Annotated in this window: 13 protein-coding genes; 8 read left to right on the top strand and 5 right to left on the bottom strand. The window is 43.8% G+C overall.

Annotation, left to right across the window (positions count from 1 at the left end):
- Positions 1-1,157: 1,157 nt before the first annotated feature.
- Positions 1,158-2,792 carry an L-glutamate gamma-semialdehyde dehydrogenase gene (gene pruA / locus DN068_RS01800; RefSeq protein WP_110997163.1) on the bottom strand — a complete coding sequence of 545 codons (1,635 nt, stop codon included), beginning with the start codon at positions 2,790-2,792 and terminating at the stop codon, positions 1,158-1,160.
- A gap of 606 nt (positions 2,793-3,398) precedes the next feature.
- On the opposite strand from pruA, the gene DN068_RS01795 reads away from it, so the two are divergent.
- The gene (locus tag DN068_RS01795; RefSeq protein WP_110997162.1) at positions 3,399-4,421 is read left to right on the top strand and encodes a hypothetical protein; all 1,023 of its coding nucleotides are present in this window, start codon (positions 3,399-3,401) and stop codon (positions 4,419-4,421) included.
- Between the two features lie 194 nt (positions 4,422-4,615).
- On the opposite strand, the gene DN068_RS01790 is transcribed toward DN068_RS01795, so the two are convergent.
- On the bottom strand, positions 4,616-5,443 hold the full coding sequence (locus DN068_RS01790) for a universal stress protein (RefSeq protein ID WP_110997161.1): 828 nt from the start codon (positions 5,441-5,443) through the stop codon (positions 4,616-4,618).
- A gap of 136 nt (positions 5,444-5,579) precedes the next feature.
- Here DN068_RS01790 and DN068_RS01785 point away from each other — a divergent pair, with 136 nt between their 5' ends.
- Both DN068_RS01785 and DN068_RS01780 read left to right on the top strand, forming a co-directional pair.
- Positions 5,580-6,041, top strand: coding sequence for a YhcH/YjgK/YiaL family protein (locus tag DN068_RS01785; protein ID WP_110997160.1), 462 nt, complete (start codon positions 5,580-5,582; stop codon positions 6,039-6,041).
- 148 nt (positions 6,042-6,189) lie between these two features.
- The gene (locus DN068_RS01780; protein WP_110997159.1) at positions 6,190-6,690 is read left to right on the top strand and encodes a metallophosphoesterase family protein; all 501 of its coding nucleotides are present in this window, start codon (positions 6,190-6,192) and stop codon (positions 6,688-6,690) included.
- 54 nt (positions 6,691-6,744) lie between these two features.
- Here DN068_RS01780 and DN068_RS01775 read toward each other — a convergent pair whose 3' ends face one another.
- Together DN068_RS01775 and DN068_RS01770 are read right to left on the bottom strand one after the other, a co-directional pair.
- Positions 6,745-7,107 (bottom strand): zf-HC2 domain-containing protein, encoded by a 363-nt coding sequence (locus DN068_RS01775; RefSeq protein WP_110997158.1) that lies wholly within the window; start codon positions 7,105-7,107, stop codon positions 6,745-6,747.
- Positions 7,108-7,674 carry an RNA polymerase sigma factor gene (locus DN068_RS01770; protein WP_110997157.1) on the bottom strand — a complete coding sequence of 189 codons (567 nt, stop codon included), beginning with the start codon at positions 7,672-7,674 and terminating at the stop codon, positions 7,108-7,110.
- Positions 7,675-8,162: 488 nt separating this feature from the next.
- Between DN068_RS01770 and DN068_RS01765 the strand changes: the two genes are divergently transcribed.
- From DN068_RS01765 to DN068_RS01755, 3 genes are all read left to right on the top strand, one after another.
- Positions 8,163-9,305 carry an acyl-CoA dehydrogenase gene (locus DN068_RS01765; protein WP_110997156.1) on the top strand — a complete coding sequence of 381 codons (1,143 nt, stop codon included), beginning with the start codon at positions 8,163-8,165 and terminating at the stop codon, positions 9,303-9,305.
- A 235-nt stretch (positions 9,306-9,540) separates the two neighbouring features.
- Complete coding sequence (locus tag DN068_RS01760; protein ID WP_165836251.1) at positions 9,541-10,482, top strand: DMT family transporter; 942 nt, start codon at positions 9,541-9,543, stop codon at positions 10,480-10,482.
- Between the two features lie 169 nt (positions 10,483-10,651).
- A complete protein-coding gene (locus DN068_RS01755) occupies positions 10,652-10,981 on the top strand; it encodes a PH domain-containing protein (RefSeq protein ID WP_110997154.1) in 330 nt (109 codons plus the stop codon).
- A 53-nt stretch (positions 10,982-11,034) separates the two neighbouring features.
- On the opposite strand, the gene DN068_RS01750 is transcribed toward DN068_RS01755, so the two are convergent.
- Positions 11,035-11,496 carry a hypothetical protein gene (locus DN068_RS01750; RefSeq protein WP_110997153.1) on the bottom strand — a complete coding sequence of 154 codons (462 nt, stop codon included), beginning with the start codon at positions 11,494-11,496 and terminating at the stop codon, positions 11,035-11,037.
- A 177-nt stretch (positions 11,497-11,673) separates the two neighbouring features.
- On the opposite strand from DN068_RS01750, the gene DN068_RS01745 reads away from it, so the two are divergent.
- Both DN068_RS01745 and DN068_RS01740 read left to right on the top strand, forming a co-directional pair.
- Complete coding sequence (locus DN068_RS01745; RefSeq protein ID WP_110997152.1) at positions 11,674-12,090, top strand: CBS domain-containing protein; 417 nt, start codon at positions 11,674-11,676, stop codon at positions 12,088-12,090.
- 240 nt (positions 12,091-12,330) lie between these two features.
- The gene (locus DN068_RS01740) at positions 12,331-14,730 is read left to right on the top strand and encodes an alpha-ketoacid dehydrogenase subunit alpha/beta (protein ID WP_110997151.1); all 2,400 of its coding nucleotides are present in this window, start codon (positions 12,331-12,333) and stop codon (positions 14,728-14,730) included.
- Positions 14,731-14,888: the final 158 nt, after the last annotated feature.

The following is a 14,888-nucleotide window of genomic DNA, read 5'->3' as shown; positions in this document are numbered from 1 at the left end:
AAATGTTCTTCATTGAATCCATTAGCGACAAATGATGGGTTTCAATCTGGGCATTCGCCGAAAAGGAAAGGAAAAATGCTGCCAGGAAATACAGGGTAAATTTCATGATTAAAAGATAGAAATAAATCTCGCCAGATTATTCCTGAAAAGACTTTCTAAGACTAGCACAACAACCTTATAAACCTTCCCCCAAACTCGACCGTATTTGTTGGGCAAATAGTACGTACTATTTGCCCAACAAATACGGTCGAGTTCATCAAATAGTACGTACTAGTTATGCGATTTCTCCAAACAATTAAATATCAACCTATTAATCCCCTTCAAATATTACCCGTTACATCGATCAAAAATCAGCGATCAAAAAATCAGAAATCAACGATCGAAATGTCCTTTTGGATCATTTTTCCGCCTGATTGGCCTATAAAAAAAACGCTATTCGACGGAATTTTGTATCAGAGATTCAAACAAAGGAGAAAGAATCTTTAAGTTTTTGGTGATCGCAGCTGCGATTGGTTTTCATGGTTTTTGGTTAAATGGTTCATTGAAAAATGAATAGAGCGGCTTCTGTTTAGAAACCGCTCTTTATTTATTTACCTACGCTGGCTCCCCAAAGGAAGAAGAACTCCCGGCGCTCCTCACTCCGATCTCGTGAGCGCTCTCATTCGGAATGACATGTTAATCCCAATTAACGATCAAAAAACGGCACGGTTAATTGTGTAAAGATGGATTTACGGAACACCTCCGGCCTAAGGAAACGTAGGCGTTAAAAAATGAAATGCATACAGCGTCCGCAATTATGATGGTGAAGGGAGCAACACAGATCAGTTATAGATTGGCCAAGAAGGGGTATAAAGCAGCATAGTAAGCTTTAATAATTGCAGCGAAATGCCTTTTCATTTTAGCCGTAGTTTCCTTAAGCCTTGAACTTTTGGTTACTTTTGCTTCAAGGCAAAAGTGACAGAAAACACTACTGTAAAATTGATTTAGCCGAAATTTTTAATGCCGTTTTTTGAGCTTCAATTGATATTGTTATATACTCAAGCATTCACCGGTAGCTTCCTCTATTATAAGTCGAAATAAAAAGCACGCCTTTTAAAGACGTGCTTTTCAAATATGGAAGAGTTAACTTTTTTAACCAGTTAACCTTTTAACAGAAATTAATCCGCCTGATGGAACGGGTAACGGTAGTTTGTAACCGGAACCTGTGTTTCCTTAATAGTACGAGCGCTCAACCAACGGTAGAGGTTCAATGCAGAACCTGCTTTATCATTGGTACCAGAAGCACGCGCGCCACCAAATGGCTGTTGACCAACAACAGCACCAGTTGGCTTATCATTGATGTAGAAGTTACCGGCAGCATTTACCAGTTTCTTGGTCATAGTTTCAATTGTATGACGGTCTTGAGAGAAGATCGCACCAGTCAGCGCATATGGAGAAGTCTGATCAACAACAGTCAGTGTTTCTTCCCATTTGTCTGCTTCGTAAGTATAGATAGTCAATACCGGGCCAAACAGTTCTTCACACATTGTTACGTAAGAAGGATCGTTTGTTTCGATGATCGTAGGCTCAATATACCAGCCTTTTGATTTATCGTATTTACCACCGGTGATGATTTTTGCTTTACCATTACTGTTCGCAACGTTGTCAATATATTTCGCCAGTTTATCGAAAGAACGTTCGTCGATCACCGCGTTGATGAAATTGGTGAAATCATCCACGATACCCATTTTCATGGTTTTCAGTTCAGCAATCAGTTTGTCTTTGATTTCTGCAGCGATATTTGAAGGCAGATAAGCGCGGCTTGCAGCAGAACATTTCTGACCTTGATATTCGAACGCACCACGCGCCAGACCAGCTACTACAGCATCAACCTGAGCAGTCGGGTGAACGAATACGAAGTCTTTACCGCCTGTTTCACCTACAATACGAGGGAAAGATTTGTAAGTCGGCAGATTAGTACCAATTGTTTTCCAGATTGTCTGGAATACGCCTGTAGAACCTGTGAAGTGTACACCTGCAAAATCAGGGTGCGCCATAGAAACATCACCGATCACAGCTCCCGGAGGATAAACCAGGTTGATAACACCAGCCGGCAAACCTGCTTCAATCAGGATTTCCATAAATACACTTGCAGAATAAACCTGTGTATTGGCTGGTTTCCAAACCACAACGTTACCGCACATTGCCGGTGCTGTAGGCAGGTTACCGCCGATTGCTGTAAAGTTAAATGGAGTGATTGCCAGTACGAAACCTTCCAGCGGACGGTATTCGAGGCGGTTATGAACGCCCGGTGAGGACAAAGGTTGTTGTTTGTAGATTTCAGTGAGGTAATGAACATTAAAACGCAGGAAGTCGATCAGTTCACAAGCACTGTCAATCTCAGCCTGGTAAGCGTTTTTACTTTGACCCAGCATTGTTGCCGCGTTCATTTTCCAACGGTATTTACCCGCCAGCAATTCTGCTGCTTTCAGGAATACATTGGCACGGTGTTCCCAGCTGGTTGCAGCCCATGCTTCACGAGCTTCCAACGCTGCTTTAATCGCGTCTTTCACATGAGTTTCAGTACCTACGTGGAAATGTCCGAGCAAATGAGCAGTCTCATGCGGCGGACGGATTTCCATTTTTTCACCACTGCGTACTTCCTGATTGTTGATATACATCGGAATATCGCGTTGTTGGCTTTTTGCCTCAGCGATGGCAGCCTGCAATGCTTTACGTTCAGCACTACCTGGTGCATAATTCAGTACCGGTTCATTCTTCGGCTCTGCGAAAGAGAAATATCCGTTATGCATTTTTATGAAGTTGAATTTTGTTTTTTATTGATTTTAAGTGTCGCAAAGTTACGAGTAATGCGCATATTATACTAGCTGCGGCCAGTTATACTGGTATTTACCGTATTGATGCCCGGAAAGCCACTTTCCAAGCCGCCTTCGGTGGCGTCCCATATATAACAAAGCCGTCCCCACAGCATTGTAGGGACGGCTTCTTTTGATAGGATCCGCTGGTCAACATCTTTAATTGGCAATTAGTTCCGGGACAGGGCATGATCGCAAATCACAAATATTCAATCTCAAATTAAAAATGGTGAAGGGCCAATAGCCGTTCAAGCCAAAAAAGTAATACGCATATCGTGTGACATTTTAAGCTTGCTTCCGAAAAGTGACAGGAGGAGTGTGGGTCCGGTTAGGAATACGGGTTTTAGGAGTGGTTAATAATAGACATTCAGGAAAGTGAAAATCGTTGGATTTTATTGTCAGTTTTTTGTCTGATTTTCTTTGCATATTTAAGTTTGTCCACAAACGCTTAAACCAAGACATTCCCGCTCGATAACTGTGTGTTTTCCCGACTAATTATTTAGATTCGAGTCTATAATTTCTATTATTCCTTAAACCTTACAAATGAAAAAAACGCTCCGGTTGCTGCAATTTGCCGTCCTTGCCACCATCCTGTTTTCTGCCTGCAAAAAAGGTGATAAACAACCGGCCCAGCCACCCACAATCTATGTCGTAGGATATGAGGATATCAGCACAAATAATGTCAATGTACTGGAAGCGGCTACTTATTGGAAAAACGGCGCACCCACGCATGTTTCAACTAGTGGAAAATTTGCCAGCGCAAATTGCATGTACGTTGCAGACACCGATGTTTATATAGGCGGCTCTCAGCTGGATGGCCCTTATTACGTTGCGAAATATTGGAAAAACGGAACGGCGGTAACACTTTCCGACGATACAAAAGATGCTGCAGTCATTTCTATGTTCGTATCCGGACATGATGTTTATGCACTGGTGACTGAATACGGGGACAAAACGATGATCGTCACCTGCTATAAAAATGGCATACCGGCCAAAATAACCGACGGTTCAAAGATGTCAAATGCATACAATGTCTATGTTTCAAATGGCGACGTATATGTGTCTGGATTTGAAGCAAATGCTGCGGGAGTATGGATTGCGAAGTATTGGAAAAACGGAATTCCTTTTGAACTCTCAGATGGGACAAATCATACCGCAGCAGAATCAATTTATGTATCGGGCAATGACGTGTACATTTCCGGCTCAGAGCGGTACAATGGTCATGAGATAGCCAGATATTGGAAAAACGGCGTTCCCGTGATACTTACAGACAGTACAAACAATGCCTACACTACATCTATCCTGGCATCTGGCAAAGATGTATATGTAACAGGCTTCGAAAAAAAGGACCTAAATAACATTGCAAAATACTGGAAAAACGGTGCCGCTATTGAACTTACAGACGGTTCACAGAATGCAGGTGCCTATGGCATCGCATTGTGGAACGGAGATGTTTATGTTGCCGGAATTGAAGGCAACATCGCAAAATACTGGAAAAACGCAGTACCATTTCCCCTGACAAACGGAACAAAAGAAGCCGCTGCTTATGGCATTTTTATAAAATAAAAATTGGCGAACTAAAAACTGCCATTTCTTTAACGAGAAATGGCAGTTTGCGGGGGCATTCACAACTCACAAATCAGAAATCCGCCATCAGAAAATCAGCTATGCATGGTTCGACTCCGCTCACCATGACAACACACGAGATGCTTTCAGCTTTAGGCGTTCAGCTTTGAGGTTTTGCCTTTTGCCTTTTTAATTTAAAGTCCGTGCAATGCAATAATTGGCAGCTTATTCAGTTTGGCCAGTTGTTTGGTATGGCTTTTATGGAAAAGATTATACCAGAACCCATGACGACCAGGCATTACAAACAAACAGTCAATTTTATTTTCTTCCACAAAGTGAATGATACAATCCACAATCTTCGGCTCGCGCATTACATGATAAGTCACATCATTTTCTCCGAAAATTTCCTGTAATCGGATTTTACCGGCACGCCAATGTTCATTTTCCTGAGTCGGATCTGCAACAACATTCACAATATGCAGATGTGCGCCCGTCACTTCTTTCATACGTGCTACGCCGTTTTGCGGCACATGTTCAATCTTAGAACGGAAGTCGGCAGCGAACGCAATATTCCTGATCGGCTGATAAGAAATATGCGCAGGAACTGTAAGTACCGGCACAGGCAATTCAATGAGTACATTCAGCACATCTTTGTCCCAGCCGGTTAGTTCTGAATATTCGCCCGGAGCACCCATTACTATCAGGGTGATATTATCGTTGTCATCAAGAATGGTTTCAATGCCATCCTGCAGATCGCCTACCAATATTTTAGTATTGGCTTTAAATTGCGGATAATTTTCCTGCAACCATTCCGCTTCATCATTCATCTTCTCTTCCACATCTACGAGTGCATCCTTAACGGCTGTCAGCGCCACACCTTCTCCAGTATAAGTGATCGGAATCAAATACGTGTGCAGCAGTGTAATGGAAACATCCTCCTGGTCCTTCATTAATTCAGAAATATAGTGGAGCGCGTTGCGGGAAGTGGCGGAAAAATTGGTGGCCACTAGTATAGTATTCATAACGGTGAAAATTTCTATTCCTTAAATTAGGTAAAAAAACCGCTACTACCAACACATTGCGGCTATTCTCAATTAGTTAACACTGACAACCAAAGCGCGTTTTTATTACTTTTACGATCTAAAAAGGTATCAATTTATGGTTACGGGTCATTTGCAGGATATTATGCGCTACGCCGGTTTGGGCGATCGTCTGGCACAGGCTATGGAATATTTACAACAAACGGATTTTACCGCAATGACTCCCGGCAAATACGATGTGGACGGTGATAATATTTTTGCGATTGTAAATGAATTCACGACAAAACCATATGACGCCTGTGAACCCGAAACGCACCGTAAATACATCGACATACAATTTATGGTTTCGGGAAAAGAACGTTTCGGCTGGGCTCCGTTACTCGAGCAAAAGCCATTAATGCCCTACAGCGATGAGCAGGATTTACTACTTTACCAACCAGAAAATCTAAACTTCCTCAATCTTTCCGCAGGTATGTTTATCATCTTCTACCCGACCGATATTCATATGCCTGAGATTTGTGTGAACGAACCGGAATTGGTGAAGAAAGTGGTGATGAAAATTCAGGCTAGCGCCGGTTAAATAGTTAATTGGTCAAAGGGGTAAATCGTCGTTACCTTCTTAAGGTTTCTCCATATTGACTATTCATGTCACCCTTTGAGCGTAGTCGAAGGGGACGTTTCACAATATTTATAAAACACAAAAATTCCCCTTTAGGGGTTAGGGGTTTATGACTAAAATTGGATTAATCTCCGACACGCACAGCTATCTCGACGATGCGGTTTTTAAACACTTTGAAAACTGCGATGAGATCTGGCATGCGGGAGATTTCGGCACCCTTGAAATTGCAGAACAGCTCGCGGCATTCAAACCATTTAAAGGTGTGTACGGAAATATAGACGGCCCGGAAATCAGAGCGGTTTATCCGGAAACGATCCGTTTTAAATGCGAGGAAGTCAATGTGATGATGACGCATATTGGCGGTTATCCCGGAAAATATGCACCAGCCATTCGTCCGCAATTGATTGCTAATCCGCCGCAGCTATTTATTTGTGGCCATTCGCATATTCTCAAAGTGATGTACGATGAAAAACTGAAATGCCTCCATATGAATCCGGGTGCTGCGGGAAAACAAGGCTGGCATAAAGTACGCACATTGATCCGTTTTGTAATCGACGGAAAAGACATGAAAAATTGTGAGGTGATTGAGCTGGGACCTCGAAACGCTTAAAGCCTAACGCCGAAAGCTCAAAACTATGACTATCAAAGAACGCAGCTTTATGCCTTAGGTTTTGTGCTTTAAGCTGAGATGAATTATCCAGAATGCAAGCGCAGCAAGGATCAGAATAACACCAATGGCAACCCAGCTCCACGGCGTTTCACGGATATAACGTTTGCGACGTTCCCGTTTTTGGATTAGCTGTTGTCTTAACTGAAAATTAAGGCGATTGACGGATTCCTGCGTTTCTTCAGCAGGAATATCCATGAGTCCTTCCAGTGCATCTGCTTCCATACCCTCGTTGGCCAGCCATGCTTCCACTTCATGCCTTTCTTCATCCGACAATTTTCCTTCCAGGTAAGCCATCAGCTTTTCCTGTGAAAGTCCGTGCGGATCGTTATTTTGCCATATGTCCTGCAGGCCGCTCATTTAAGATTTCCCTAATTTCTTGAGTAAATTAATTTTCAGGTTTCGTTTACCGTTTTGAATATAGCTTTTTACCTGCGCAAAATTAAATCCGGTATGATCCGTTATCTGCTGGTAACTCATTTTTTTGAGGTAAAATAAAACTACGCATTGTTGCTGATCTTCGGGCAATTCAGCCAAAGCAGCGTTCATCTGGTCTAAAGTATATTCCTGCCATTTTACTTCTTCTAATCCATCGCCATTTGCAGGAATGTTCGCCAGTGTCTCTTCCGGAAGTTTGTAAGATTTATCGCGCAGCAACTGCAAACAATGATTGCGCATTAGGATATACAGCCAGCCTTTAAAATTCTGAATGGGCCCTTGTGGCAGATGCGTGATTGCTTTGAGAAAAACCTGTTGTACTGCATCCTGAGCGGCATCTTTATCCTTGAGATATTTCATGCCCACGCCAAGCAATAGTAAAGTGTACCGTTGCAGTAAAATGCCGAGCAATTGATTGTCCCCGCTCTGGCGGAAAACATTCAGCAATTCTTCATCTGAAAGGTCGGTATATCTGGCTGATTGCGGCAAATGACAATTCTTGCCGTAAAGATGTGAAAATTCAGGAATTCCATAAAGCCAGGGCGATAAAAATAAAAAAGCCGTACAGCAAAGAGTTGCTCCGGCTTATTTTAAATTAACTAGCAGCGCATGGTGATAGATAAAAACTCAGCCCTTAAATTTCTTTAACCGGCATGGGCTTGCCGTTTTTCATAACAATTATGTACGATCCTTGATGTACCCACTATAGCAAAAAGCGAACCTAAGACGGGTGCCCGGCGAAAAGGTTTAAACACAGGAAAGAAAAAGCTGAAACCTCAAAGCTTTTCCCGCTAAACCAAAAATCAAAAACAATAGAAATCAGGACAGCGTTAAGTATTAGCTGGCAGCTTCTAGCTAAACGACAACGTATCAACCTTTTAACATATTAACCTATTAACTTAAAACGGGCTTTGGCTTTCAAAATTTAAGCCGTACGTTTGCACCGTCATTTTTTACCGTAATTCCATATTATTAATATGAATTTCCAACTTTCAGAAGAGCAGTTAGCCGTGCAGGCCGCTGCCCGTGATTTTGCCAAAAACGAATTATTGCCAGGCGTTATCGAGCGCGACGAACATCAGAAGTTTCCTGCAGAACAAATCAAGAAACTCGGTGAACTCGGTTTCATGGGTATGATGGTAGACCCTAAATATGGCGGTTCCGGCATGGACGCGGTATCTTATGTACTGGCAATGGAAGAAATTTCTAAAATCGATGCTTCTGTTTCAGTATGTATGAGCGTAAACAACTCTCTGGTTTGCTGGGGTCTGGAAACTTACGGCAACGAAGAACAAAAACAAAAATACCTGACAGAACTCGCTTCTGGCCAGGCAATTGGTGCGTTTCTGCTGAGTGAACCAGAAGCTGGTTCTGATGCTACATCACAACGCACTACTGCCGAAGATATGGGTGATTACTACCTGCTCAACGGTACAAAAAACTGGATCACAAACGGTAGCTCTGCTTCTTACTATCTGGTAATTGCGCAGACTTACCCTGAAAAAGGTCACCGCGGCATTAATGCGCTGATCGTTCATAAAGACTGGCCTGGTGTAACTGTAGGTGCTAAAGAAAATAAAATGGGTATCCGCGGTAGCGATACACACAGCATCATGTTCCAGGATGTGAAAGTTCCAAAAGCAAACCGTATCGGTGAAGATGGTTTCGGTTTCAAATTTGCGATGAAAACACTGGCTGGCGGCCGTATCGGTATCGCTTCTCAGGCGCTGGGTATTGCAAGCGGTGCTTACGAACTGGCACTGAAATATTCTAAAGAGCGTAAAGCTTTTGGTACTGAAATCATGAACCACCAGGCTGTTGCTTTCAAACTGGCTGATATGGCTACTGCTATCGAAGGTGCACGCCTGTTGTGTCTGAAAGCTGCATGGCTGAAAGATCAGCACGAAGATTTCGAGCGTGCTGCTGCAATGGCTAAACTGTACGCTTCAGAAATCGCTCAGTGGGTTACGAACGAAGCGGTGCAGGTACACGGCGGTTACGGTTACGTAAAAGAATTCCACGTAGAACGTCTGATGCGCGATGCGAAAATCACTCAGATCTACGAAGGTACCAGCGAAGTACAAAAAATCGTTATCAGCCGCAGCGTACTGAGAGACTAGGGGCCTACTCTAGCTCCTCCAAACGAGGAGAACTCCCAACACGAGCAAGCTTTTGCTTTGAGCCCTCCGCTTTAAGCGTTATAAGATTCTTATTTGGTTAATAAATACAAGCCGGACATTGTCCGGCTTTTTTGCATTTTCAGCTTCCGTGCAATCTGTGTAGTACCGTACAATGCGAACAAGCTTTCAGCTTTGGGCTTTGCGCTGTCAGCTTTTGATTAATTTTGCTTTTGAAATGAAGAAATCACTGCTACAAATGCACGCTGCGGTGCTGCTCTGGGGATTTACCGGAGTGCTCGGACGGCAGATCACACTGGATGCTCCTGTTTTGGTTTGGTATAGAATGTTGCTCACAGCCGTTTTCATGGCGGTTATTCTTTTTTACAGAAAGCAATGGGTGAAGATTTCAACACGCGATATGCTGCAGCTAATAGTTGTGGGTTGCCTGATCGGTTTACACTGGGTAGCATTTTATGCAGCGATTAAGTTTGCCAATGTATCGATAGCGTTGGTGTGCTTGTCTACCGCGAGCGTATTCACATCCCTTCTCGATCCGCTGGTCAACAAAGGCAAGTATGATCTTAAGGAAATGGCGCTGGGCACACTGGCACTTGTCGGCGTCTATCTGATCTATTCGTTTCAGGTATTTTATGCTACAGGCATTGTGCTGGGCGTAATCGCCGCGATTCTTAGTTCGGTTTTTACCGTGCTCAATAAAGGCATTGCAAGCAAATATCCTTCGCGCACCATGGTATTTTGGGAAATGCTCAGCGGCTGGGGACTTATTTCAATTGCAATCGGCGTAATGCTGGCAATGGGTTTGGAAAAATATCTGGTATCACCGGACCGCGTAGGAATGAGTCTTCAGCTATTACCAACGAACGGAGACTGGATCTGGCTAGTCCTTTTAAGTCTTTGTTGTACCGTGTGGGCGCAATCATTAGCATTGAGCGCGTTGAAAAAACTGAGTTCATTTACGGTAACGTTGTCTGTAAATCTGGAACCGGTGTATGGCATCATTCTGGCGTTTATTTTCTTCCATGAAAACAACCAACTGCATCCGGGCTTCTTTATAGGAATGGGATTAATCTGCCTCTCAGTAGTATTACAGATGTTCCGTCTCATTAAACCATCGATGTCTCCGGGCTTTGTAAAGGAGAAAGGAGGGCTGGACTAATTCAAAATCTAAAATCTAAAATCTGAAAGTGTAAAACCGAGAACATACGCGCACAGGAAATCACACCTGCAGAAGCAAAAGCTCCCGGCGCCAGGCTTTGAGTGTTATGATCGATTTTCCGTAACTTAGTATTCACTAAAGCGGACTAATTTTTTTAAACCTCACTGTCATGAAAAAAATATTCCAGCTACCTCTGCAGCAAGATGAAAGAATCGTAAAAAATGAACCAGCCACACGCCTTGATGATAATGGCGAACAGTATTCTGGAAAATTAGTGCTTACTACCCTGCGTCTGCTTTGGGGAAATGATACGGCCCACGATCCTGCCATCAATATAGATCTCGACACCATCAATAAAATAGAGCGTAAATCGCAGTTGGTCGATAACAGTGTTTTGTCTGTTACTTATCTTCAATACCAGGAAGTACGCTTTTCTGTGCTAGACTATGAAGCCTGGGAAGAGGCCATTGAAGAAACCAGAATGACGCCTAATATCTGATTTCCTGATCGCTGACTTCTTGATATTCTCTGCTGGTTTGTCATACAGCGTCCTTATCGGCCACCCAACGTCCGATATTCCTCACGACTCTGATCCACGCCCTTCTGCAACCATTCGTTGGTAATCTTTCCATCCGGAATTCTTACCCAAACAAGCGAATCTACTGCGTTATCGGCTTTATCGATCAGGAATAAAGTATCCGCTGTAACCGTCATTTCGATACCTGGCGCCAATTGCTCACCCGCCGGCGACTCCGAAACGTAAGCGCCATCTATGTATTCATAAATACCTTTTCTGGTAACCGTCCTGGAACCTTTGGGCGTTACAGCTCCGAAATAGCGGAACGAATGCGCGTCAATTTTTTCAATCACTACTGCTCCGCGTAAATATTTCCAGCCCGAACCGTCATCAAATGTTGTGTTGCCTTTTGCCAGGCGATAAACACCGGCGATATCCGGGGCTTTTTTAGAAAAACAAAAAGGAAGCAAAGCAGTCAGTAATAAGGATCGGAACATGCGGCAAAACTAAATTCTAAAGTGTAAAGTCAAAAAACGAAAACCAAAAAACTTAATAGTTCAAATATCCACAGCGATTTTCACGATTTAAATCACAAGCAATCCTGTTTTCTGTCATGTTTTCCCTTGCTGTAAAGCGGCAATTTGCGGTATCGTTCATCGCAAAACCAATATGACATGAAAAAAAGAGAACTGATTTCGCATATTATGACTACGGACCTCACAACGGTAACCCGCGAAAATTCACTCCGAGACGTCAAGCATATTCTTTCCGATCATAAGATCCGTCATATTCCAGTAATCGAAAATCAGAAACTGATCGGCATTATCAGTCGCACAGATATCATGCGTTTGAGTTTTGGTAGTCTATTTGAAAATCAGGAAAATGCCGATGAAGCGATGTTTGACATGTTGCGAATTGAACAGGTGATGGCCAGCCGCCCTGAGACGGTGCGCTCAGATATGACGATCAGAGACGTAGCCCAATTGCTTACAGAGAAAGAATTTCATGCACTGCCAGTGGTCGACAATGGTGAATTGAAAGGAATCGTCACAACAACAGACATTATTAAATATTTAGTGGAGCAATATTAGACCTTGTTTTTGTTTTTGGAGGTTTGTCAGAACAGAGCCGGAGTCTTTACTCCGGCTTTTCCATCTTAAAAAGCTCAAAGCTTAACGCCCAATGCTTAAGGCTTAAAGAAGTAATAGCTATCCCAAAAGAAACGCGGGCCCGCTTTAGGCTTTTTGCATTTTGACTTTTTGCCGCCGGTGTTATGTCTTGTGCCCCGAAGGCGTTACCTTTGCGTCTAATCGAATACGAGCGAAATAATTATGTTGCAGCAAGTATCTACCTCAGACAGAGACCGTTTATCATTCGAAGAATTCAGAAAAGAAGTACTTCATGACTACCATTTAGCTATTGCCAGCCGCGAAGCCAGCCTGATAGGCCGTCGCGAGGTGCTGACAGGGAAGGCCAAATTCGGCATTTTCGGCGATGGTAAAGAGCTGGCGCAAATTGCGGCGGCCAAGTGCATGCAGCCTGGTGATATACGCTCTGGTTATTACCGCGATCAGACTTTGATGTTTGCAACCGGCATGAGTGATATCGAAAAATTCTTCTCTCAGTTATATGCCAATCCATCGCTTGAAAATGAGCCATCTACAGCCGGTCGTATGATGAACGGCCACTATGGCACCCGTTGGCTCGATGATAACGGCGATTGGAAAGACCTGATGCAAACACCTCAGTCATCCAGCGATATCTCTCCGACAGCTGCGCAGATGCTGCGTGCTTTCGGTCTGGCGCAGGCTTCAAAAAGCTATCGCAATGTGGCAGAACTGAAAACCGGTTTCGAAAAATTTACCAACAACGGTAATGAAGTTGTATTCTGTACCATCGGTGATGCTTCTACTTCAGAAGGTCATTTTTGGGAAACAGTGAATGCAGCAGGCGTATCACAGGTACCACTCGCGATCTTCATCTGGGATGATGGTTATGGTATCTCCGTACCGCGTAAATATCAGACAACTAAAAACTCCATTTCCGAAGCACTGGCAGGTATGCAGTGGGACGAGAAAAATGGCGGTATCAATATCTACACCGTAAAAGGCTGGGATTACGCCGGTATGGTACAGACCTTCCAGGAAGGTATTGCCCGTACGCGCGCCACGCATATCCCTGCGATCTTCCACGTACAGGAAGTAACACAGCCACAAGGCCACTCTACTTCAGGTTCACACGAACGCTACAAGGATAAGGACCGCCTGGAATGGGAAAAAGAATTTGACTGTATTAAGAAAATGCGTGAGTTTATCGTTGAAAATGCAATTGCCAACGAAGAAGAACTGACCGCACTGGAAGAAACAGCGAAAGAAGAAGCACGCGCTTCTAAACAACGCGCCTGGGATGCATTTATCGCACCAATCAAAGAACAGATTGCGCAAGCAACAACACTGTGCAACCAGGTTGTTTTTGAAGGTGGTGAACATGCACAAACGATCGCAGCGCTCATTCAGCAACTAAACAATATTAAAGAACCAATTCGCAAAGACGTAATGCAAAGTGTCGGCAAAGTGCTAAGCTTTGCAGGCAACAGCAGCAGCGATGCAATTCGTAATCTGCGTAATTTCTATCAGAATCTTGCAGCGGAAAACTTCGACAAATTCAGCTCACACCTGCATTCCGAGAGCAAACAATGTGCTATGAAAATAGCCGAAGTAGCTCCTCAGTATGATGCGGAACCGCAAATGCTGAATGGTTACGAAATCCTTAATAAGTTCTTTGATCATACATTCGCTACAAATCCGGCCGTACTCGCTTTTGGTGAGGACCTCGGCAAGATCGGCGACGTAAACCAGGGTTTTGCAGGCCTGCAGGAAAAATATGGCGAAGCCCGTATTTTCGACGTAGGTATCCGCGAAGCAACCATCATTGGTCAAGGTCTTGGTATGGCGATGCGTGGCCTTCGTCCGATTACAGAAATTCAATATCTCGATTACCTGCTTTACGGGCTGCAACCACTCAGCGATGATGTGGCTACGCTGCAATACCGTACTCGCGGCGGTCAGAAATGTCCGATCATTGTGCGTACTCGAGGGCACCGCCTCGAAGGTATCTGGCACAGCGGTTCTCCAATCGGCATGATCATCAATAGCATTCGTGGTATGTATCTCTGTGTACCGCGTAACATGACGCAGGCTGCAGGTATGTACAATACGTTGCTCCGCAGCGATGAACCAGGTATCGTGATCGAATGTCTGAATGGCTACCGCCTGAAAGAACAAGTACCGGCAAACCTGTTTGACTTCAGCGTTCCGTTCGGTATTCCTGAAGTAATCCGCGAAGGTGCTGACATCACTATTGTTTCTTACGGTTCTACCCTGCGTGTGATCGAGGAAGCAATTGTAAACTATCTGGAACCTCAAGGCATCAGCTGTGAAGTGATTGATGTGCGTACATTATTGCCGTTCGACGTAAATCATATGATCGTAGAAAGCCTGAAGAAAACCAACCGTATTGTTTTCGTAGATGAAGACGTACCAGGTGGTGCCAGCGCTTATATGTTCCAGCAAGTGATGGAAAAACAAGGCGGCTACCGTTGGTTAGATGTGGCTCCGCGTACCATTACTTCGCAAGCTCACCGTCCTGCTTATGCAACCGATGGTGATTATTTTTCGAAACCAAATGCAGAAAGCATTGCTGCAGTCATTGAATCAATGATGCAAGAATAGAGATTTCCCGCAAAGACGCATAAGAGGCCAAGACGCAAAACTTGTCACACTGAGCGTAGTCGAAGTGTCTCACTACAAAGGCGCAAAGCCTCCATTTAAATAACCTTTGTGTCGTCGCGAACGTTGCGAGAGATTTTACCTTATACAACGAAAGTCCT

This window comes from Taibaiella soli (assembly GCF_003236175.1).
In the GTDB taxonomy this organism is placed as follows: Bacteria; Bacteroidota; Bacteroidia; order Chitinophagales; family Chitinophagaceae; genus QKTW01.
Note: the sequence above shows the minus strand (reverse complement) of the source record. Positions and strands in the feature narration are given on the sequence as shown.